14 protein-coding genes are annotated in these 22,925 nt (G+C 65.3%); 7 read left to right on the plus strand and 7 right to left on the minus strand.

Annotated features, from left to right (window positions below):
* Positions 1 to 18: 18 nt before the first annotated feature.
* Positions 19 to 2,241 carry a hypothetical protein gene (locus tag OG326_RS21135; RefSeq protein WP_442791045.1) on the minus strand — a complete coding sequence of 741 codons (2,223 nt, stop codon included), beginning with the start codon at positions 2,239 to 2,241 and terminating at the stop codon, positions 19 to 21.
* Positions 2,242 to 2,750: 509 nt separating this feature from the next.
* Here OG326_RS21135 and OG326_RS21140 point away from each other — a divergent pair.
* From OG326_RS21140 to OG326_RS21150, 3 genes are all read left to right on the plus strand, one after another.
* Positions 2,751 to 3,833 (plus strand): tyrosine-type recombinase/integrase, encoded by a 1,083-nt coding sequence (locus OG326_RS21140; protein ID WP_327146547.1) that lies wholly within the window; start codon positions 2,751 to 2,753, stop codon positions 3,831 to 3,833.
* Positions 3,830 to 4,153, plus strand: coding sequence for a helix-turn-helix domain-containing protein (locus tag OG326_RS21145; RefSeq protein WP_327138820.1), 324 nt, complete (start codon positions 3,830 to 3,832; stop codon positions 4,151 to 4,153). Before OG326_RS21140 ends, OG326_RS21145 begins: the two co-directional genes overlap by 4 nt.
* Before the next feature lie 1,127 nt (positions 4,154 to 5,280).
* Positions 5,281 to 6,435, plus strand: a complete 1,155-nt coding sequence (locus OG326_RS21150) for a hypothetical protein (RefSeq protein ID WP_327138821.1) — start codon at positions 5,281 to 5,283, stop codon at positions 6,433 to 6,435.
* Between the two features lie 178 nt (positions 6,436 to 6,613).
* Here OG326_RS21150 and OG326_RS21155 read toward each other — a convergent pair whose 3' ends face one another.
* Positions 6,614 to 14,113 carry a LamG-like jellyroll fold domain-containing protein gene (locus OG326_RS21155; protein ID WP_327138822.1) on the minus strand — a complete coding sequence of 2,500 codons (7,500 nt, stop codon included), beginning with the start codon at positions 14,111 to 14,113 and terminating at the stop codon, positions 6,614 to 6,616.
* Between the two features lie 498 nt (positions 14,114 to 14,611).
* Here OG326_RS21155 and OG326_RS21160 point away from each other — a divergent pair, with 498 nt between their 5' ends.
* The gene (locus tag OG326_RS21160) at positions 14,612 to 16,075 is read left to right on the plus strand and encodes a cation:proton antiporter domain-containing protein (RefSeq protein WP_327138823.1); all 1,464 of its coding nucleotides are present in this window, start codon (positions 14,612 to 14,614) and stop codon (positions 16,073 to 16,075) included.
* A gap of 43 nt (positions 16,076 to 16,118) precedes the next feature.
* Here the strand turns inward: OG326_RS21160 and OG326_RS21165 are convergent, their stop codons facing one another.
* The 5 genes from OG326_RS21165 to OG326_RS21185 form a co-directional block, all read right to left on the minus strand.
* Positions 16,119 to 16,271 carry a hypothetical protein gene (locus OG326_RS21165; RefSeq protein ID WP_327138824.1) on the minus strand — a complete coding sequence of 51 codons (153 nt, stop codon included), beginning with the start codon at positions 16,269 to 16,271 and terminating at the stop codon, positions 16,119 to 16,121.
* 56 nt (positions 16,272 to 16,327) lie between these two features.
* Positions 16,328 to 16,489 (minus strand): hypothetical protein, encoded by a 162-nt coding sequence (locus OG326_RS21170; RefSeq protein WP_327138825.1) that lies wholly within the window; start codon positions 16,487 to 16,489, stop codon positions 16,328 to 16,330.
* A 723-nt stretch (positions 16,490 to 17,212) separates the two neighbouring features.
* Positions 17,213 to 17,701 (minus strand): MarR family winged helix-turn-helix transcriptional regulator, encoded by a 489-nt coding sequence (locus OG326_RS21175; RefSeq protein ID WP_327146548.1) that lies wholly within the window; start codon positions 17,699 to 17,701, stop codon positions 17,213 to 17,215.
* Positions 17,702 to 17,822: 121 nt separating this feature from the next.
* Positions 17,823 to 18,491 (minus strand): hypothetical protein, encoded by a 669-nt coding sequence (locus tag OG326_RS21180; protein ID WP_327138826.1) that lies wholly within the window; start codon positions 18,489 to 18,491, stop codon positions 17,823 to 17,825.
* A complete protein-coding gene (locus tag OG326_RS21185) occupies positions 18,488 to 19,477 on the minus strand; it encodes a cytochrome c oxidase assembly protein (protein WP_327138827.1) in 990 nt (329 codons plus the stop codon). The genes OG326_RS21180 and OG326_RS21185 overlap by 4 nt, the downstream gene beginning before the upstream one ends.
* Positions 19,478 to 19,740: 263 nt before the next feature.
* On the opposite strand from OG326_RS21185, the gene OG326_RS21190 reads away from it, so the two are divergent.
* The 3 genes from OG326_RS21190 to OG326_RS21200 all read left to right on the plus strand — a co-directional run bounded on the left by OG326_RS21190 (position 19,741) and on the right by OG326_RS21200 (position 22,925).
* Positions 19,741 to 21,471, plus strand: coding sequence for a chloride channel protein (locus OG326_RS21190; protein WP_327138828.1), 1,731 nt, complete (start codon positions 19,741 to 19,743; stop codon positions 21,469 to 21,471).
* 124 nt (positions 21,472 to 21,595) lie between these two features.
* Positions 21,596 to 22,213, plus strand: a complete 618-nt coding sequence (locus OG326_RS21195) for a TetR/AcrR family transcriptional regulator (protein WP_327138829.1) — start codon at positions 21,596 to 21,598, stop codon at positions 22,211 to 22,213.
* A complete protein-coding gene (locus OG326_RS21200; protein ID WP_327138830.1) occupies positions 22,185 to 22,925 on the plus strand; it encodes an ABC transporter ATP-binding protein in 741 nt (246 codons plus the stop codon). The genes OG326_RS21195 and OG326_RS21200 overlap by 29 nt, the downstream gene beginning before the upstream one ends.

The raw sequence follows: 22,925 nt of genomic DNA on the forward strand, positions 1-22,925 counted from the left end.
ACTCCTCGCTCGGCACGCTCAGAACTTCTCGGGCACTCTATCGCTGTGCCCGCGGCGCTGCCCGACAACCGAACCCATCAGCGAATGACGGGATGCGGGCGGAGCTTCCGAATTTTTCGCGGAGGGCTGTCGGTGTGCGCGAGGACGGGATCCTCGCGGCCCGTGCTCGAGTACGGATGTACCTCCCAGTGTGATGACAGTCATTCTATCGAGGCCATTTGTGCTGGTCCGATAGCTTTCGCGCGTCCCGCTTTTCCAGCCGGGGGGCCGCCAGGTGACGAGCAGGTCGCCGTCGCGGGTTCCCGGCGGGATATCGACGGCAACAAAGGTATTCGCGATGGTGTGGAATCCGATGTCGTGTCCGTCCAAGGTGACGCGATAGCCGGGCCAAGCCAGGCGGGCGAGAACCACTTGCCCACCTTCGGCCGAGGTGACCCGAATGTGGCTGGTCACGCTGTCCCGGCCGATCGGTGTGGTGGTGACGCCCGGTGCATCGGCGATGAATCCGTCGCGGGTGGAGATGGGCCCGTTCTCGCGCTCGAGCACCCAGATATAGCTTTCGTGCCCGGGGTAGTCCACCCACTTCCAGCCCGGTGGGGCGGGATAATTGCGAGCGTCCGGATACTGGGCGCGTTGCAGCACAACACGATCCACCTTCATCAAGTCGGCATATGTTCGCCCAGTGGCGGGTTCGCCGGAGAAGGCGGCGCGGTATGCGGCCGGGCAGGTGCTGCCGTCCCAGCCCATGCACAGCAGCTTGCTGAATGTCGCGAACCCGATCGGGGTGTAGGCGTTGACATAGTCCAAACGCAGATTCTTGGCATAGTTCCCGAAAGCCAGTGAGCCCCAGGCCTCGGTGCTGCTCTGCTGCGCCGGTGGCACTAGCGCCCGGTCGGCGAGTTGCAGTGTGACGCCGTCGAAATGCGGGAACGTGGACTTCATGTCCGAGCGCCGTTCGGGGAAGTGATACGACATCGGCGTCGGTGATTGCGCACGCACCTGGTCGTAGGCGATCGGAAACATCGCCACGATCGCCAGCAGGCATGCCGCCGCGATGCCGCGCGTGCGGCGCAGACACACCAGTGCGGCGGTGAGAGCGGCCACCACGACGGCGGCGACGAGATGGCGGATAACCAGATGCGGTGCCGCGCAGAATGATCGGACGAACAACAGTCCGAGCAGCACGGTCGCGGCGATGCCGCGGCGGCGCCAGTCGGTGAAACTCCCGTACCGGCTGAGCCATACGCACACCAGCACCAGCAGACCTACCGCCAGCATGGGAAGCACCCGCGCCGGCCAGCGCAGCGGCCCGACCCGGCCGGGTCCGGCGGTCCACATCAGGAACAGCGCCGCGAACAGCATCGGCCCGGCGAATTCGCGCGCCGCGCGCCGGACGGCGGCCCAATCGATGAAGGCCAGCAGGGGAATCAGGAACCACGCGATGTAGACGATCGGCAATGGTTGTACGTATCCCCACCATCCGGTGAACGCCGGGACCGTGCTGGGAAGGCTGGCGTTGAGCGATTCCGACCACGGGACGTTCAGGAAATCCTCGTTGAGGATGCGCTCGTTGCCGCGCCAGCTCACCGACGAGGAGAGCATGCCCGGCAGATATGTCTCCAGCCCGGCCAGGCCCGCGCAAGCGGCGACGGCCAATAGTTGCAGAGAGGGCTTCCATGTCCGTTGGTAGAGGACCTCTCCGGCGGCGACCGCGATGATCATCAGCGCGGATTCCACTGCGGGGAAGACGTATTGGACCGAGATCGCCAGGTACAGGAAAATGAACACGGGAATCGGCCCGCGGCTCCAGTTCCGGTCGTCGTCGGCGCGCGTATAGCGGATGGCCGAAGCCCAGGCGTGCAGCATCCATGCGGTGCCGGTGAGCGAGGTCGCCCAACTGGCCTCGTCGAAGAGCAGGAACCAGCCCGACAGCGGAAAGGCCACCCCGGCCACCGCCGCCCAGGCCGGGTCCGAGCCGTAGGCGAGGCAGACCCGGAACACGCCCAGCGCGGCGATGATCGAGAAGATCAACTTCACGATGGTCACATACAGCGCCAGATTGTCCACCGACGGTGCGATCAGGTCGACGAGCATCTGCGGCGGGTTGTAGAGCCCGGCCTCCTCCATCGAGTAGTTGCCCGACATCCACTCCCAGGGCACCAGCGCCGGGAATCGCCCCTCGCGCAGATGCCGGCCCAGCATCACCCACATCGGCCCGTACTGGGATTCGGTGTCGTCCATATAGAAGTGGCGCCGATCGGCCAGAAGCACCGCCGCATACCCCGCGACCACCCCGACGACTGTCACCACACTCCATCGGCACACGTCCCGCCGTGGCACGAGCGCTGTACGAACTCCCACGAGCCGGAGACCCTACCCGATTCACGCAGTATGCAACAGTTTCCCTATGCTTGAGTCGGTTCGGGCCGATCTCGGGCGGTCCGGATGACATGTAGCCCGCTGCCGATCGGCAAAGCCGCTGGCGTCGATAAGGTCTGTTCAAGTGTGTCGGGAAGGCTGGTCGGCGATGTCGTTGCTCGTTTGGTATGAAGAGGTAACCGAGCGGAATTGCAACTGATGCAACATATTGCAGCCCGGCGCGTGCCCTGTTCTGCCTGGTCGGTACGTCCTCCGACTGCGAGGTGACAGGTGCGGCGGCGGGGGTGACCTGCCGTTGACCTCTGACGCATTTATGTTGCATTGGATACAACAGGAGGGTGACTCGGCTCGCTCCCGGTTCCGCGCATCTGATGCTGGCGGAGAACGTCGTTCACCTCGATCCCGCGTCGGCGGTCTTCGAGGCGATGCTGGAGGGGTGGCGTAGGCAGCAGTCGGCACAGATACTGTGCCGCAAGACAATTCATCGCCGCCTCTGCCTGATCCGGCGGCTGATGGAGTTCACCGGCATGTTTCCGTGGCAATGGACGCCGGAGGAGGGTGAGGCGTTCATCGATCACTTGCGTAGTGGCAGCACGCCGATCGCCATATCGACGGCCCGCAATTACGAAGTATCGATCGGAGTGTTCCTGACGTTCATCCGTGACCCCCGGTATGCGTGGGCACAGGTATGCGTGGAGCGGTTCGGGTCCGCGCCGCAGTTGATCTTCCATGAAGGCAACACTGTCCGGCACAAACTTGAGTACGAAGGAGACCCGCGGCGGCGCCCGTTGACCTATGACGAGATCCAAGCGCTGTTCGATGCCGCCGATGCCCGGCCGTCGAGAATCCTCGGCCGCGGTGTGAAGGGCGCACTCAGCGCGGCGCGCGATGCGGCGATACTGAAAACGATCTACGCCTACGGATTCCGCCGCACCGAGACTGCGATGCTGGACCTGGTCGATTTGCGCGCGAACTCCGCGATGCCGCGATTCGAACGATTCGGCATGGCGATGGTGCGTTACGGCAAGGCGTCCAAGGGCACGCCGCCCAAACGTCGCGCGGTGCTGCTGGTTCCGGAGTTCGATTGGATCATCGACGTCCTCGACGACTGGATGACCGTATTGCGTCCGCGCTTGTCTCCCGGCCGTCACCCGGCCCTGTGGCTCACCGAGCGGGTCGGTCGGATATCGCCGCGCACCATCAACGAGGCCTTCGTCGCGGCCAAACATGATGCTGGTCTGGAAGAGCGGCTCGACGTGCATTGTTTGCGACATTCGTTCGTCACTCACCTGATCGAGTTCGGCTATCCGGCGCGGTTCGTGCAGGAACAGGTCGGTCACGCGCACGCCTCGACGACTGCGGTCTACACCGGGGTATCCAACGAATACCGCAACACGATGCTCGCGGCCGCGCTCAAAGCGAGGCTCGGAACCGACTGGGACACGTCCACATGATCAAGAAGATGGGATATCGCTGGCGCTTGCGGGATCTGATGGCCGACCAGCAAATGTTCCAGACCTCGAACTTGGTGCCTCTGCTGGCCGAGCGAGGTATCACCCTGTCTCGTGAACAGGTCTACCGGTTGGTGACTCAACCACCTCAACGCATGAGCATGGACGTACTGGTCGCCCTCTGCGACATCCTGGCCTGCACCCCCAACGACCTGATCGAGCCACAGATCGTCAACGAACAGCTCCGCAAGACCGCGGACACCCCCGCCTCGAGCCCGATCACTCCACGCCGCACCACCATTCGACGCCCGGGACAGCCATGAGCAGACACGGTTCCACTCGCCGACCAACCGAACTGATCGAGACCCGCGCCAGGCTGATCGAGATCCTCCTGCGAGTCGCCGGCCCCGAATTGAGTCGCGCCCGTGCCGAGGAGTTGCTGCGTGCGGCCAAGGGGTGGGGTGCGACCGGTGCCTACGGCCTCGACGCACACCTGAGTGAGCACCCGGACGCGTTCACCGCTCCACGCCATCAGAGCCCGTCTCCGCTGCCGAAACTGTTGCGGCTATTGGCCGCGCGGGGTTTCGCCGACAAGGTGGTATTGCTGGGCTGCGCCCGATGTGGGCGCACCGACAATGACTTACGGTGCCCGAGCCCGCAGGGGCGCTGTTGCGAACGGTGCATTGCGCATGGACGCAAGCCGAAACCGTGCGCTCGCTGCGGTCGGATCGTGGCCGAGTTCGCCACTCGCGATGCCGCCGGATCGATATGTCGCCGCTGCTACTACAACGATCCGAACCGGATGGTCCAATGCCAGGGTTGCGGGAGAACACGACCCCCGAAACAGCGACTGCCCGACGGTGGAATGTTTTGCAGCACATGTCAATCCGATCAGCGGCCCAGAGTGTGCTCGCACTGTGGACAACTCGCGCGCATGCAACTTCGGACTTCGACCGGGTCGATCTGCCGTGCGTGCAGCCTGCTGCCGCAGTTTCAATGCGGGGTCTGCGGTGGAGCGAGTTCGGTATCGGCCGCTGGTTCGGGCGAGGGTCCCGACCGATGCCCGCAGTGCGCCCGCGCGGTCGGAGAATGCGTTATCTGCGGTCGAACCAAAGCAGGATCCTTGGTAGAGAAGCGATTTCACTGCTCGGCATGCCGACCACCCAAGACCCGCGTGTGCGCGCTCTGCTCGGAAATGGCACAGACCTGCGCGCATTGGCCGGTCGGGCCGATCTGTTTCCGATGCCACCGGCATCGGACCCATCACCCGCAGGCATGCAGTAGCTGCGGTGAGGTTCGTGTGCTCGTCGGATCCTCCGCCGCAGGACCGATCTGCCCACGATGTGCGGGGTCGACGCTGAACTACACGTGCCGCCAATGCGGTCACGAAGGCGATATCTTCGCCAAGGGTCGCTGCAGCAAGTGTGTCGCGATCGATCGTGTAAACGAGTTGATTTGCGACGCCGAGGGCAACGTCATCGACCAGTTGCGCCCCTTCGCCGACGCACTGGCCACCGCGAACTCTTGGACCCTGATGCGCTGGGTGACTTCCACCCGCTCCGCGCAACGGCTCTCCCAGCTCGTCGCGGCCGGAACCGAGATCAGCCACGATGCCCTCGACCGGTTGCCCCAGGGCCACGCCACCCGCTATTTGCGTGAACTACTGGTCTCGACCGGAGTGCTCGGCCCGCGCAATGAGCCGTTCGCCCAGCTCGTGCTTTGGACGGAGAATCTGACCTGCACCCTGCCCGACCCACAGAGACGCCTGGTCCGCCCGTTCGCCGAATGGTCGATTCTGCGTGACGCCCGCCGCCGCGCTGAACGAGGCCGATACACCGACGCGGCCTCGCGCGCCGACCGGGCCCAGATCCGTGCCGCCATCCGATTTCTCACCTGGCTCGACGGCTACGCAATCGACCTCGACTCCCTCGACCAGGGTGCGCTCGACACCTATCTGGCCGCGAATCCTTCTCAACGACAAACACTCTCGGCCTTCCTGCGATGGTTCCTGCCACGAATCACAGACAGAAAGCTCATCTTCGTCCCGCATCGCCCGAACTCACCGTGCAAAGTTCAAGAGCTCACCGACCAGCAACACCAGCTCCGGCGGTGCCTGACCGATGCGAGCTTGGACCTCGAAGCCCGCGTCGCCGGAACGCTGAGCAGGCTCTACGCCCTCTCGCTGCAAGACATCACCACGTTGACCATCGACAGATATTCGCGTGAGGGCCAAGACTCCTACCTCACCCTCGCACGACACCCAGTTCTGTTGCCTCCCAGCCTCGCTCGGCTGATCGAACAACTGATCGCCCAACCCGTCGCAAGAGCGCTGATCCCGGCAACGAGTACCTCGATCTATCTGTTTCCCGGCAAACCCGCGACCCGTCCGCGACATCCACGCTCGTTGCAACAGCTACTCAGCGAGAGCGGACTGCCTCACCTGCCCGCACGCAATACCGCCATGATCGCGATCGTCAGCGAACTCCCTTCACCAGTTGTCGCTGACTTACTGGGCATCCACCCCTGCACCGCCAACCGATGGACCGAAATCGCCCAGACCAGCTGGGCCGGATACCTCGCAGCGCGGGACACACTCAAGGCGTAGCCCGCTCGGAACAGAAGTCCCACCGGTTCCAACCTATCCGCTCATAGCCGATGAGCGTGACCGTGATCCGAGAATCGGGCAACGTGTTCCTTGAGCGGCCTATCGCCTGCGGCAATCGGCTCGGTGAGAGCGGCCGACCGTCGCCGTGCGTGCGACGGTCGGCAGGCAGCGAGGGTGTTCAGGCGACGCCGAAGTACTGAGCGAGGTAAGTGGTGATTTCCTTTGCGTTGGGCAGTAATTCGGGCAGGTTCACCGCGAGGGCGTTCTTGGTGGCGGCGGTGAGTTCGTCGAGGGTGGTCGCGGCGTCGCGGACGTAGGGTTCGAGGCGTTTGATCAGTTCGTAGTTGCTTTCGATGTTCTCTGCGCGCATGGCCTTTTCGAGTGGGGCCGCAGTCGGCAGGGGGATCGGCTGCAGGATGCGGCTGACGTAGGTGACGCGGTGCATGATGCGCCAGCAGGGTGGTTTCTTGGTGGACTGGCGGGCTTGGCGCAGGGCCGCGGCGTAGCTGTCCTGGCTTTGGGCCAGCCAGAGGGGGTCGACGACCTTGCCGTAGAAGTCCTCGAAGTTGTTCTTGTCGGAGTCGAGGTAGAAGGTCATGAACCGGTAGGCGTCGACCTTGCCCGGCACCTTGACCGGTCGGCCGTTGGTGTCGAAGACCAGCTTGCCTTGATCGTCATAGCGGTTGAGATCGCCACTGGGAGAACAGGAGACGTCGAGCCCGAAGCTGTGGGTGGCCTCTTTGGATTTGGTTTGCGTGGTGCTGTGAGTGCCGCCGCCGGACAGTTCGAAGTTGAATTCGAATCCGCTGCCTCCAGGGCCGTCGAATTTCAGTCCGCCGCCACCGGAGAGCTTCCAGCCCGTGGTGTAGGTGCCGCCCATGGTTTCGGTGACGGTATCGGTGGTTTCGGAGGTCTCGGCGAAGAATCCGCCGGCCGCGGTCCAGACGTAGGTGTTGGCGAGATTGCGGTGGGCGAAGCTCTTGGCGACCTCGCTGGTCGCGACGTCAGCGCCTTGCCCGCCGGGCGGGGCGAAGGAGTAGTTCGTGAGTTTGTTGAGCGCCCGGGTGGAGTCCAGACCGGAGGGATCGATCACCGGCTCGTTGGACATCGAGGTGTAGAGCCCTTCGAGGCGCTGTTGTTCGCGTTGGATGCGGCGTTTGACCGCGTATGCCTCGGTGGGTTTGAAGTAGCTGTATTCGCCGCGATCGGTGGCTTGGGGGTAGTCGGGGTCGAGGACTTTGCCGGTGTCGGTGGCGCCGACCGCACCGTCGAGGGTGCCCTGTTTGGTGTATCGGGGGTTGAGGGGGAAGGGGATGATGTTCCAGTCGCGGGGGATGTCGGGGCTGGGCAGGATGCGGTAGGAGACCAGTGCGTTGTTGTGGGCCAGGCGGACTGCGAAGATATCGACGGTCTCCGATTGCACGACAGCGAATCCGGTGTTCGCGGGCAGGAACCGGCGCCCGACATTCGCGTTGAGAATCTTGTTCGGATCCTCCCACGCGCCGGTGAGTTTCACCGAGGTGTCGCGGTGGGTGCTCACGCCCCGCGAGACCGAGTTGTCGCTGGTCCAGTTGTGTGAATAGTCGTAGCCGCCACCGAATTTCACTTTGCCCTGGATCTTGAGCAGCGGTGTGCCGATCCCGACGCCCAGAGGTGCGGTGATCTGCATGATCTCGCCCCCGAGGACGGCCTCCAGGGACGCTTGGAAGGCGAAGTTCTTGCTGTCGGCACTGTTGGATGCCTGAGCGATGGTGACCGCGTCCGCTTGCCGGAACGCCACGGTCGAGGCGCCGGTGAGGTCGGGAGTGGCTGGGTCGGTGAGGTTTTCCGATGGCACCGGCGGCGCGCCCTCGATGTATCCGATGATCTGCGGATCGAATTGGGCCTGGCTGATCCATTCGGTGATCAGGTTGCCGATCTTGTATCCGGTGATCAGATACCAGGCGCCGTCCCGCCGGTAGGAGTAGCACCGTTTCATCACCCCGCCGAGGACACCGCGGCTGTCGAATTGGGCGTCGGCGTATTCGGTGACCGCCGGGATACCGCTGATGCGGTCCTGGAAGGCGGTGGTCACCCCGGACAGCGCGGACCGCACCTGCGCGGTATCGGTGGACATCGGCGCGGTGGACAGCACCATCTTCGGTTGCTGATCCGCGGTGCCGAATGTGAGGTTGTTGCCGCGTAACCCGGTATCCCGCAACGCGGACACCGCAGTCAGACTGGAGTCGGCGTCGAAGCTGTAACAGGCGATGAGCTGATCCTTCTCGCCCTTGAGACGGCTGAACATGTTATCCGTGATCTGTTCGTCTGTGCGCAGGGTGCGCCAGATCCGAACCTCCTCCAGCACACCGCTGAACGGGTACTGCAGCGTCGCGCCCGCGACGCGGCCGCCCAGGGTGAACTGGGGATCGCCGGGGCCGGCGGTCCGCAGTTCGTCGCCGCTGCCGACGGAATCGAAGGCCACGTATTGGCCGTTGCGGTACATCTGGGCCGGGCTGCCCGCCGGGTCGGGGCTCTTGACCCAGGTCGCGCCGGTCAGTCGCGCCGGGTAGGAGTTGGTGGTGTCGGCGGTGATGTTGCCGGTGTTCTCCGGGAATTTCCAGTGCGCGATCAGGCCGGAACTGCGCGGCGGCGCATCGCGGCACACGTCGGTCGCGGAGCGGGCCACGCTCCACAGCCGCACCTCACTCAGCACTCCCCGCAGACCGGCGACCGCCGTGCCGGTGCGGGCCCGGCCGAATTCCAGTGGGCCGGGACTGCTCTGGGGTGCGCTGCCGTCATAGCGGACGGTGCCGGCCTCGCTGCCGTCGATGTAGAAGCGAATTTCGTTGCCGCCCTTGCGGGTTACCGCGATACGCGCGAAGGTGCCCGCTGAGATTCCGCGGGTGGACACCTGGTTCTGCGGGTTGCCGTCGAGATCCTCGAAGGAGAACCGCAGCTTGCCGTCGGCCTGGACCACCAGCTGGTACGGCACCCCGCCGGGTTCGCCGTCACCGATACGACCGTAGGACAGGATCCCTTGATCCTGGCCGAGCGCGTCCACGCGCACGAACGCCTCGACGGTGAGGTCGCCGACGATATTGAGCGCTTCGTCGCGACCGGCATCGAGGAACCCGCGCCCCTCCAGTCGCACCGCCCAGGACTGGCGGACCGTGACGGCGAGGTGTTCCCATTCGGTGATCGGGAACGCGTCGCGGCTGCGGATGAACCTGTCCCCCAGGGCCGCGAACACCTGGTGACCGGCGAAGAAGGACGCCGTTTGCACGCAGCCGCCGATCAAGATCCCGTCCTGGCCCGCCGGGGAGAGATCGGTGGCACGTTTGTTGGCGAAGGTCCAGTAGCGCAGCAGCCCCGATTCTCGTCCGGTGAGTCGGCGCGCCCGATCGGCGTTGAGCTCAGCGACGGTGCGGACCCGTCCCCACACGCGCACCTCGTCCATGGCGACATTGGCAGAGGAGTTGCTGATGGCCCAATTGGCCAGTGTCAGAGCACCACTGCCCGCATACGGCGAGGGGACGGTGCGCCGCCCGATTTCCGTGCCGTCCCGGTACAAGATCTGCAAGCTGTTGGCCCGGTCGTACACTGCGGCCCAATGGTGCCATTGCAGGTCGGTGAAGGGCGTGGCGATATTCAGGTCGTTGCTGTAAAACGCGAACGTGAAGGTGTTGTCTGCGCGGAATCCGATGTGCAGCACACGGTTCACGCTCGGCGAGTCGCCCTGGGCGATCATCAACTCGCTGCGGCCGGTGACGGCCTGACGTTTGGCCATGAACTCGATGGTGAAGTCGGTGTTGTCGAGCGGAACCGGCCCGCAGTCGACGCGGCCTCCCACACCGTCGAAGGTCAAGGCCGACATGAGCGGCGCCGGGTTGATTCCGAGTTGGAGGCGGGTATCGACCGGATCGGAACCGGTGTTCACGTGCAACACCTGGCCGCGCTGCGGCACGCGGTCGGGGAACAGCCACGCCTCGAGGGTCATATCGGCGGTGGTACGCGCCTGCGGCAGCAAAGCCGCGGGCAACATGAGCCGGGTCTGGTTGCCGTCGAAGGCGAACGCCCTGCCGGGCGCCTCACCCCGCCACTGACTGGTGCGACCCGGGACCAATTCGGTTGTGGTGCAGTTGAGTACGGAGCCCGAGGTGGTGGCGGTCTCCACTCGGACGCGGGTGGAACCGGCGTCGAGGGAGACCCCGGGGCGGCTGGCGGCGGCCCAACTGGAGTCGTAGGCTACCGCGCGAACTTCCGCACCGGCTGGAATACCGGTGACGCTGCCGGTCAGCACGACAACGGCTTTCGAACCAGCCGGAGTGCTCGCGGCAACCAGGAACGCCTGCCCGCCCACCGCGACCGCCGCGCCCCCTGCCAGTGCCTCGATCGAGGGGTCCGTCAGGGTCAGGGTGGTGCCGTCGGCCTGCTGCACGACACCGATCAATACCGAAGCGGGGTCGGGGTTTCCGTTCAATACGCTGGCGAACTGTACGGGCGTGCGGGGTACCGCCCGGAAGGTTTCCACCTCGGTGCCGGTGGTGATGGTCACCGTGCACCGTTGCGGAGTGTCACCGTCGCCGACAGTGATCGTCGTTCCCGCGAGGTCGACGAGGGCGTCCCGGCTCACCGCGCGCAGCGGTGCGCTGTCGGTCGGCAGGGTCCGGCTCGAGCGCGAGACTGTCGTGTCGTAGTAGGCGGCGAAGAATTGCCCGTCGCCGCCGCGGAAGTACATGGCGACGTGACCGACCGTGCTGTCCAGGAGGAAGGGAGTGTCGGGTGTCCACGCGAACGCCAGCAATCCGCCTGTGTAACTGAGGCCTTGGCGATCGACACCGAGATACGGCATCGGCAGCACCACGTCGGCGCTGCCCTTCGCACCGGCGGTCAGTACCGCCAACTCGTCCTGTTTGGCGGCCAACTCGACCCGGCCGGCGGCCAGGCGAGCGCGCGCCTCGTCCATCAACCGGAGCCTCATGCGGGCCTCGTCGATCTTCGTGTATATGGCGGCGAGCCGGACCTTGGCGGTTTGGAGCGTGCCATCCACACCGGAGGCCAAGGCGACCCGCTGGAACTGGTATCGGACCGCCTTCGGGTCAACAGTTTCGCCCGCTTTGGCAGTGCGGTAGCGGTCTTCGGTACCGGGATAGTCCTTGGCCGATGCCAACGGCCGGAACAACACTCGGCACCCGTTGGACTGGGCGATGATCTCACCTTCGGTCGAGGACTCGTCCGCGACACTGATCAGGAATCGCGCCCAGGAGCCGCTGCCCGGCTTCGGTCCGGCCGTGGCGCCGAACATGTACTGGAAGTCGAAGAAGATGACATCCGGCGCGCCGGTCGGCGGGGCCCCGATCAGCGGACCGGAATTGTTGCCCGGTCGCGCATCCGACACCCGCAGCGGAGCTTTGAAACCGTAGCCGCCGGTGAGCGGGGCGATGAGGTAGTAGGGTCTGCCGTCCGCCCGGCGGACCCCCGAGTCCTGGATCCGGAAGGTGGTGGCGGCCGAGAGCGGGTCCATCGTCGCGCTGAGCCGCAGCATTTGGCCGGTCGCGGAGAACACCCCCATGAAGGAGTTGTCCGCCATATTGCGGATTCGGTAGCTCCAGTTGGTGACCGTGTTTTCCTTGTTGTACTGGTCTTGCAGCCGAGCGACTTCCGCCGCAGCGGCGTTGACCTCGGCCTGCCATGCGGCGATGGTCTGTGCGCCGACTGCGGGTTGGGCGAGGAACGCTTCATCGTTCGCATTGCGGGTCTGCAGGGCCTTGATCGCCTGTTCCAGCGCGCTGATGCGGTCCAGGCCGCTGCCCGGCTCGGGAATGCCCACCACCGGCAGAGAGATCTGATCCGGTACCTGTGCCAGCCGACCATCGCGACCGACCGCGAAATCCAGCGTAGCGACATACGAGCGGCCCGCAACACCCGCAGGTGGCACCGGCCCGTTGGTCACTCCGGCCAGTAGCACCCGGGCCTGCTTCTTCAGCGGCTTCTGCTCGGTGCCGTAGCCGGTAGCGACATTCTCCTGCTGGAAGTACAGCGTGGCGGCCAAACCGGAAATCACTGTGCGCCCGGCGAATACGAAACTCTCCCGGCGCATGCCGGGGTGGTCACCGATGGGCGCGTTCGAGGTCACCCACGCCGGGCTGTTGATCAGGGTGCCGTCGCAGCGGTTGTCGGTCTGGTCGAACAGCACCGTGCCGCCGCCCTCGTCGAACCGGTAGTAGGCGATGAGGCCGGGCTCGTTGCCGACCAGCCGCACACCCCGCTCCTGGGCCAGTTCCGACTGTCGCCGGACCCGGTTCCAGATCCGGATCTCGTCGATCTCGCCGTTGTACCACGCGGCTCGGCCGCCGGTCCGGGCACCGATCAATACGTCTGTGTTGATCGCTGTTCCGACCGGTAGCGGTCCTGCGGCGACCTGCTCACCGTCGAGATACAGCGTCCCGGTGTCGCCTTCGAAGGTGACCGCGATATGGCAGTACGTGTTCAGTTGCACCGGTCGATTCGACTCGAGCGTTATCCCGCCCCCGCGCCGCGCGATCACCGTGCCGGTGTCGCTCAACGCCAGCGTGAACGTGCCCAGGACACCGTTCTCGTCGTGTTTGGTCAGGATGGTGCCATCCACAGCGGACGGCCGAATCCAGGCCTCCACCGACCCCGCCGCGCTCGTAAACTGCAGCGGCGCCGGGTTACCCAAGGCGACGAAGGTGTACTTGGGTGGTCCGGTGAATCGCAACGCGGTCTCGGCATACCCCGAGGTGCTCACCACCGGCACCAGCGGCTTGCCGGTGAACTGGTCCGTCCCCGGGCGGCGCTCGAATACCGCACTCGCATAAGCGGGGTCGGGGCTGGTGTAGTACTGGCTGCCCATGGTGTTGAACAGACCATCACCGGACTGCTCGATGTTGAGACTGTCGATCCGCTGCGTCTTGTTGTTGCGGGCGAACAACTGCCAGCGCCGCACTCCCGACACCTGGGTCGGCAGCAACAGCACCGTGAACGCGCCATCGGTGAGGTTCGCGACGAACGTCAACTCCTGCGTCGGCTCGTAGAACGACCTACCCTCCATATCCTTGGTCCCCAAGGTGTCACGCAGCGAATCGGGCCGGGTGCGCTGACGACTGCGCCGATAGCGCACCTCCATCAACGGCCGCAACTCCGCACCCGCCAGCACGAACCTGTCGCACAATAAAGTGTTGTCCACCAACACAATTCCGCCGCCGCCCGCGCTGCCAGTCACCTGTCCGCTGGGCAGTTTGAACACCGAGTCCGGGTGTGCCGCGTCGATCGACTGCCGGAATACCAGAATATTGGTGCCGTCCGACACCGCCTGGAACGGCGCGGCCGAGCCGAGTCTCGCGGTGGAGGACAGGAACGGATCGATCTCCGCGGGCTGCAGCTGTTCCGTGGCCTCGACACGCCCGCCCCGCTTGATCACTGGCAGTACCGCCGCACCGGCCGCCGCGAAACCGACCTCGACGATCTCGTTCGGGAAGACCAGTTCTGTCGGGTTGTCCGCCCAGTTCCCCGCGTCGTAGGCATCGCCGGTGTCACCGGACATATCGAGAACGGAGTACAGGATTCGCCGGGTGTCGTCCATCGCGAATGCCACTGTCACACCCTGATGTTGAACCATGGTGGTGTGGATGTATCGGCGCTGACTGTAAACCTTGACCAGCTGCGGATTGGGCATGGAGCCTCCTTCAACCCACCCAGTGAACGCCGAATTATGCTGTGGCGCAATGGGAAACAGCCAACCAACGGGTCGGTACTATCGCCGGTTCGACCTCACGGGCAGGTCCGGCAACGTCGAAGTCGGAGTGGATCCGTGATGACGGCAAGCTCACCTGCCCCGCAGCACGTCGTGAGGAAACCAATCCAATGGCCGCAGCACCATACTCGGACCAACACTGGTTCTGGATCGTCAACTTGCCGTCCGGGTCTGACGGAACGCGATCGTGCTCCGCGACCCGCAGCCAAGCGCGGTAGCCTACGAATTCAGCGTCGAAGATGCGATCGATCCTCAATGGTCACCCGGACGTCCCACTGCGCCATGCCGGAGTCGGAATAGTGCAGCAATCGAATAACTACCGTCCGCCAGGTTCTCGCGAGATTGCGTGGTCCTCACCGAGCCTGCGCTCACCGTGCGATGTCGTCCTCGGTGCCGCTGTGAACGATTCGTGGCGTATCGATGACTGACGTGGACCCCTTTGCGCTGGTTCTGCTGATCGCGTCACTGGTCGGGCTCGCTGCTGTGCTGTCGAGCCGGTTGGGCGCGTGGATTCCCATACCCGCACCGGCATTGTTTCTGGTGGGAGCGGCAGTAGCCTCCGATATCTGGCCGCGACTGGGCGAGGTGCCGGTCGGCCTCGTCGAACGAGTCGTCACCGTCGCCCTGGTGATCATCCTGTTCGACGGTGGAATGCAGATCGGGTGGCGCAGTCTGCGCACCACGGCCGGGCCGATCGTATGGATCGGCGTGGTCGGAACGGTGTGCACGGCCGCGGCGCTCGCGGCCTGCGCGCACTTCGTATTCGGGCTGGACTGGCGCCTGGCATTGCTGCTCGGCACGGCCCTCTCGCCGACAGACCCGGCGGTGGTGTTCTCGGTGCTGGGGCGTCGTGAGATCACCGGCCGCAGCGGCGTTCTGCTGCAGGGGGAATCGGGAGCCAATGACCCGGTCGGCATCGCGCTGATGGTGGTGCTGTTGGGCAGCACCACTTTTCACGCCTCCGCGGTAGCCTCCGCGGTCGGGGTGTTCACGACGCAGATGCTGGTCGGCGCGGCGGTGGGTGGCCTCGGGGGCGCCGCACTGCTGTGGTTCATGCGGCGCATTCCGCTGCCGGCGGCGGGGTTGTACTCGGTGCGGGTGCTGATGTGCGCGCTGGCGATCTACGGGCTGGCGACCCTGGCGCACGGATCGGGGTTTCTCGCGGTCCTGGTGGCGGGAGTGGTGCTCGGTGATCGCCGCGCGCCGTTCAAGGCCGAGATCGTGCGCTTTCACTCGGCGTTGGCGAACCTGGCGGAGATCGTCGCGTTCATCATGCTGGGACTGACAATCCAGCTCACCGGCGGCGAGGGCATTGCCGGTGGTGGCGCTTGGGTGATAGGGCTCGGATTGGCGGTGTTGCTGGCCTTCGTCATTCGGCCGGTCGTCATGGGCGCGCTGCTGTGGCGGGTCGATCTCACCGCGGGTGAACGATGGTTCGTGCTGTGGACCGGTCTCAAGGGCGCCGTGCCTATTCTGCTGGGCACCTTCATCATCGATGCCGGCGTCAGCGGCGCACACCGGACTTACGAGATCATCTTCGTTGTCGTCGCGTTCTCGGTCATCGTGCAGGGCGCCGCGGTCCCCTTCCTCGCGCGCCGCCTCGGAGTGCCGGTGCGCGAAGTGAACCCGCGCCCTTGGGGGTTGGGCGTGCGGTTCGAACACGAGCCGGTCGGGTTGCATCGCCTCACCGTCGCTGCCGATTCGGAGGCCGACGGTATGGCAGTCGCCGATCTGCCCTCCGGCGCCTGGGTCAGCGTCATCATCCGCCGCGGGCATATGGTGCCCGTGACCGCCGAAGTGACGCTGCGGGCCGGCGATGAAGTGCTGTTGCAGGCGGATCCTGAAGCAGCAGAACGCGATATCGTCGCGCTCTTCACGCGGTAGGTTCGCCGCACCGGACAATGTTCGCCCGTGAAACCAGCGTCGGTCAGGCGTGGATGGGTCTGCCGCTGGCCTTTCGGAAAATTGCCTCGACACCGAAGGACAGGGCGATCATCGCGACGAGGAACCTCACGGCTCCGAGACTGTTTTTGGCGATCAGCGCAGCCAGAGCCGCGAGGCAGGCAGTGGCGGCCAGCACGGAAATCCAAGGCGCCGACCCACGTTGGCGCGAGGTGCGGGCTTCGGCGGCGTTGACTAGGACTTCGACAGCAGCGCATACGAGCGCGCGGTCAGCAATGCCACCAGCCCGGCGAGCAGGAATGCCACCGGCGCAGCACCTTTGGTGATCTGCACGGACAATCCCAGCACCGCGAAGATGCCACCACCCACCATGCCGCCGATGCCGATCGCGACCACGCCCTACAGTCCGATCCGGCGGCTGGTGGGTGGGGGCGCCGGCATTGTCAGAACCCGGGCAACGGTGCGTCGACCGGTCGATGCGTACCGGTACCGCCGCGGAGCCGTTGGTTGCTTTCGTGCGCTGTCAAGGCATGAACCGCAAATCAGGATCACAGAGGGTGCGACGTCACGCTCACCGTACGGCCGGAAGCCGAGGAGATGGTGCTGTCTCGGCCGAGGGCGTAATCTTCCCGGCGCAGTTGGGGATAAGGCAGGCGAGGACCTCGGTGCGCATGGTCAAGCGCCCGTGCGGATCCGGTCCGCAAACGGCTAGCGGCCGACATCGGTCGAAGCGTGGGATCCACCGCCGGTGAGGCGGCACCGCATGCACGTCGGCTCGTGTCGGTGATTCATGTCGTAGGTCCAGTGCGAACACTGCCGGCACCGGACACAGACCGGCATGTCCGCGAGGTTGGCGAAGCCGATCATCAGCATCGCGACTGTCGCGAGCAGACCTATTGTGGCCAGTGATACGGCCAAGATTTCCAGCACCATGGGGCTCAGCTCCTCGAATGGGTTTCGGTTGCCGCGCGGGAATTCCCGCCTAACCGCCCCGAGCCCTTGGTGTGGTCACTCGTACCCTGCTGCCACACCCTGGAGCGTGCTTCCCGCTCTATCCGAAACAGGCACTATGCCATAGTTGCACTATGCCTCGGTTTCATCTCGAAAGGAGACAGGGAATCAGAGCTGATAGCTGTCGATATCGAGATCGGCGTGCGGTTCCCCGCCCGCGACGGTGAACGCCGTCAGCGCGCGCACCAGACCGGATCGGTCCGCCTTCGGCATCTGCTGCACGACCGAGGCGATCTCGCGCCGCCGGTGCGCGGTGACCTCGTCGACCACGCGGCGGCCGTGCTCGGTCAATTCGATGATGAGTTCGCGCCGCGAATCGGGATTGGGGTTGCGATCCACCAGATCTGCGACGACCAGTCGTTCGACCATCCGCGCTGCGGTCGAAGGCTGCACGTTGAGTGCCCCGGCCAGTGTTACGACCTTCGACGGTCCTCTGGTCGACAGGATCACCATGGTCCGGAACTGCGGGATGGTGAGAGAGTCGTCGACCAGTGCGATAGAGCGCGCCGACAGGGCGACGAGCAATCGGGACGCGGCCAGCAGCGCGTCGGTGATCTCATCGACGGACTCTCCGACCACCGCATCCTTCGCCACCACAACTACCTCCGACACTCCGTGTTCACCGATTGGTCCCATCCTGCCGCGACGGCTGGGCCGGTGTACAACCGCATCGCCGAAGTGATGGAATCGAATTCGGGCATACAGAGACTGTCGCACATCATCGGGGGGTGCCGGGCCAAGGCTGGTACTCGTCCATCCCGTTCAACGGCTCGAGGTTGCCGCCGCTGGCCGGTAGCTCGGCTTTCCAGTCGGCATCGGCCCAGATCTCGATGACATGCAGGGAGTACAGGGTGCCGTCGTTGGTCTGCAGGGCAAGGTCCGCCTCCGCGCGATCGGCGGTGAAGGACAGCCAGCGGAACCCGGCGAAGTACGGGAGCGGAGACCCGGTGTCGAAGCCCGTGGCGATGCGATGGGTCGGGGGCTGGTCGGCGGGAGCGACGACGGCCATCGCGCGGGCGGCGGCGGGCCAATCGGTGTCGCTGGTTCCGGCGAGGCGGGCTTGGTGTTGCATCATGGCCATGACCGCCCCCTCCGGAGTGTGGCTGAATCCTGTTGCGGCGTCGCCGTGGACAGTGGCCGGACCCCACCGGTCGGAGGTGGGCAGTCGGGTTCCGTGCCACGGTCGCCAGGTGATCCAGTGGAACATCTCCAGCGAGACCGGGGTGGTATCGCCCGGACGCGGGGTATCGAGCACGGATTTCGCGGGCGCCGACGTCCCGCCGGCGGTGGGAGATGCACAGGCGACCGCGGTAGCGAGCAGGAGAGCCGCTGTGCCGCAACGGGTCAGCGTGTGAAGGCATTGAAAAGTATTGTGGGCGTGTGTCATTGCGGAGTGTCCTTCTCGACGGGATCGGCCGGATTTCGAGACCGGCCGTGGAGTGCGGCCAACCGCGCGTTGTAGGCATCCAGCGCGGCTTGCTCGTCGTTGATGTCGGTGACGGCGGATGCGGATTCGCCGAGGGTGGCGCGCTGTCGGACGCCGTCGAGCCAAGGGCCCAGGCCGTGGTCGCCGGACCGGATCCATTGCGCGACAACGATGAGCATCAGCACCATCATCAATCCGTCACCGCCGACCCACATGATCACTCCGGCGGTGCTTTGATCGCTGAGTGCGGTCGGTCCCCAGGTGCGGGATGCGCCGTAGGCGGGCGCGAGTACGGTCGAGGACATCATCAGCGTGACGCCGACGAGGGTGTCGGGTCCGGTGCAGGCGGCCAGCACGATCAGCCGCAGTGGGTACGGGCGCGGCGGTTCGGTCGTCAGCTCGCCGCCGATCAGCGGTAGTAGCAGCAGATAGCCGCTGAGGAAATACAAGGCCAGTTCGGCGTCGTGAATCCACATGTGTGTCGCCATGGCCTGCTGGAATCCGGTGAGATGGGTCAACAGCAGGACCGCACTGTAGAGCGGGAAGGTGAACCGCACCGAGATCAGAAACCGCAGCGGGCTGCGGGTGCGCAGCCGATCGATCATTGCCTGCATGCGTGGCCCTGATGTGCTGTGCACCAACCTGATCGGCTGCGCCCAGATGAACAGTGCAGGTACGACCATGATCATCAACAGGTGTACGACCATGTGCACCGCGAACAGAGTGTGCGCGTAGACCGCGAGCGCCCCGTTGGTCGTCAGCGCCAGGACTGCCAGTCCCGAGAACCAGCTCTCGATCCGCTCGCCCGGCCAAGGCCGGCCCTGACTTCGCGTTCGGCGTACCAGCCACGGGTAGATCACGGCGCAGGCGACGATCGCGACGTCGACGAACGGTGACAGCGTCCATGTCCTCAGTAGAACCTCGGGAGTGGGTGCTGAATCGCTCATCGCCGCCAACATAGAGGCAGTATGCAACAGTTGCTCACTGCGTGTGTTGAAAGGGTGGTCGGCGCCTCGCGTGCGTCGGTGTGGCCACCCGGGTGGCCACATCCGGATTGACGCACACTACAATAGTTGCAGTCTGCATGTTTATGGTTGTGATGAGGTTATAGATGACAGCGACACAGGTCCCATCCGCTCGACGATGGTCCCTACAGGCCCCGGCTCGTGTGCCGGTGGGGGAATGGTTACGCGGCAGCCGGGGCGGACTGGTGATTCTGGCAATCGTCATCGGTGCGGGCGCGGGCGGCGGCGCGATCGTATTCCGCTGGATGATCATCTCCTTCACCCGGCTTTTCTCCGGCCACGAGGACTACTCGGCGGCCGGTCACACCGCCAATCCGCACGTGCCGTGGCTGGGGCCGTGGTTCGTACTGCTGGCGCCGGTGGTCGCCGGATTGATCTACGGCCCGTTGGTAACCCGGTTCGCACCGGAAGCGCGCGGGCACGGGGTGCCTGAGGTCATGTACGCCGTCGCCGCGCGCGGCGGCCGGATTCCGCCGCAGGTGACGATCGTCAAGGCGCTGGCCTCGGCGCTGTGTATCGGCGGCGGCGGGTCGGTCGGCAGAGAGGGGCCTATCGTGCAGATCGGCTCGGCCTGGGGCTCGAGTCTGGGCCGGCTGACTCGGATGCCGGAGAACCGGATGCGAATCCTGGTGGCCTGCGGGGCGGCGGGCGGCATCGCGGCCACCTTCAACGCCCCGATCGCCGGTCCCTTCTTTGCGATGGAGCTGATTCTGCGCGACTTCGCCGCCGAGTCCTTCAGTGCGGTGGTGCTGTCGAGTGTCACCGCGAGCGTCATCGGCCGGGCGGCGCTCGGCAATCACCCGTTCCTGGATCTGCCTGTGTTCTCACTGCATTCGGGGTGGGAATACCTGATCTTCGTTGTCCTGGGGATCGCCATCGGCACGGTCGGTGTCGGATTCACCCACATCCTGTACTGGATCGAGGACGCTTGCGACTGGGCCTGGCGCGGCCCGGAGCGGTTGCGCCCGGCTGTGGGCGGGCTCGTGCTCGGCGGGGTGCTGCTGGTCTTACCGCAGATGTACGGCGTCGGCTATCCGGTGCTGGCCCGCGCTATCGACGGCCGATATGTGCTGTGGATGTTACTGATCTTGATGGCGGGGAAGGTTATCGCCACCAGCCTCACCATCGGAATCGGCGGCTCCGGTGGGGTTTTCGCGCCCTCGCTGTTCATCGGGGCGATGGGCGGCACCGCGTTCGGTGTCGTCGTCCACGATCTGTTTCCCGGCGCCACGGCGTCGCCGGGAATGTACGGTCTGATCGGTATGGGAGCCGCCTTCGCCGGCGCCACCCGTGCGGCGATCACCGCAGTGATCATCCTGTTCGAGCTGACCGGCGAATACAGCATCATCCTGCCGCTGATGCTCGCGGTCGTCGCGGCGACCGGGGTGTCGCGATTGCTGTCGAAGGAAACCATCTACACCCTCAAGCTGACCCGTCGTGGTGTGAATCTCGATGCGGCACACCATGGTTCGGTTGCTCTTCTGCAGAAGTCCACCGTCGGATCGGTGATGGAATCGATGCCTGAGCCGATCTCTGCCGCCGTTCCGCTCACTGCGGCGAACCATGTTGTGTGGATGTCGGCCAACGGAATTCTGCCAGTGGTCGGCGCGGATCAGAGGTATCACGGCTGCGTCACCGCACGCTCGGTGGCAGAGGCGCTGTCGGACCCCGAATCCGACCACGAGACCGTGAGCGACGTCGCCATCATGCCGGCGAAGGTTACCGAAAGCGCTTCTCTCGCAGAGGCGCTCGACGCTCTCAGTGGCGCCGAAGGGACCGGTATACCCGTCCTCGACCGCGACGGCAGCTCCGTTGTCGGCTGGTTGACCTACCGCGCCGTCCTCGCCGCATTGCAGGGCTCTCGCGGTGCGCCGCCTCGGGTGATCGAACAGGAATCGGCGGTGCCGTCCGCATAGTCGTTCGCGGCGGTGTGATTCGGAGGAGGATCCGAATCATGCGCAATGCATCTATTGCACAGTGCCACTTTCGCTGTTAGTTTGGGCATATGCCCAAGGTGATTGTCCAATCGGAGGAGGTTCGGTGGTCACCGCAGCAGAGCAAGGCCGCGAGACCCGCACGCGCCTGATGGCCGCAGCGGTCGAGCTCGTCGCCGAACTCGGCTGGGGTGCGGTGACCACACGACTGGTTGCCGAACGAGCGGGTGTGCGGCCGGGACTGGTGCACTACCACTTCTCGTCGGTGACCGACCTCCTGATCGACGCCTCGGTGCACACGGCCAGGTGTGAGTACGAGTCGGTCATGGTGGGTGTGCTGGCGGTTCCGGGGCCGGACGCGATGCGCGGGATGCTCACCGCGATCAGCTCGTACACCTCCGCCGACCCGATGACGGTGGCGATGACGGAGATGATGCTGGCCGCGACCCGCCACGAGCGGCTCCGGGCCGAACTGGGGCAACTGGTGGCGGAGGCGCGGGCGGTGCTGGCGCGCTGGTTTCGCGACAACAGTGCGGTGCCGGATCCGGAAGCGACGGCCGCGGTGGTGGTGGCGTTGCTCGACGGACTGATTCTGCACCGGCTGATGGATCCGAGTTTGGGTGCGGTGGATGTGACGGGCCCGCTGCTGCGCGCGGCGGGATTGACCGAAAGCCGAGCGAGCGAAGGACTGTCGGATGAACGAGCCGGACCCGACCAAAGTTGATGACCCCCGCGGTGGATTCACGCTGAGCGGGGTGAACAAGACCTACGGCACCGGTGAGGCCGCGGTGCACGCCCTCATCGACGTCGACCTCGGCATCCGGCCGGGGGAGCTGGTTGTGGTCCTCGGCGCCAGTGGTTCGGGAAAGACCACACTGCTCAATGTCATCGGCGGCATAGAAGGTGCCGACAACGGTTCGGTAATCGTTGCGGGGCAGCAGATCTCGGGACGTCCACCGTCCGCTCTGGGGGAGTTCCGGCGGGACCATATCGGATTCGTCTTCCAGTTCTTCAACCTCATCCCGACCCTCACCGCGCGCGAGAACGTCGAGGTCATCGTCGAGCTGACCGGCCGCGGTGATCGCCGTCAGATACCGGAGTTGCTGGCCGCGGTCGGATTGGCCGATCGCGCCGATCATTTCCCGGCGCAGCTGTCGGGTGGCCAGCAACAGCGGGTGTCCATCGCACGAGCCCTGGAGACCGACCCGGACCTGCTGCTGGCGGACGAACCCACCGGCGCGCTGGACGTCGCTACCGGGCAGGGTGTGCTCGCCCTGCTGCAACAGACCAGTCGCGCCGGTCGGGGCGTCGTGATGGTCACCCACAACGAGGTCGTCGCCGGGATCGCCGATCGGGTGATCCGGATGCGGGACGGGCGCGTGGTCTCCGACGAAGTCGTCGCGAATCCCGTTGCCGCCACCACCATTCAGTGGTGA

The organism is Nocardia sp. NBC_01327 (genome assembly GCF_035958815.1).
Lineage (GTDB): Bacteria > Actinomycetota > Actinomycetes > Mycobacteriales > Mycobacteriaceae > Nocardia.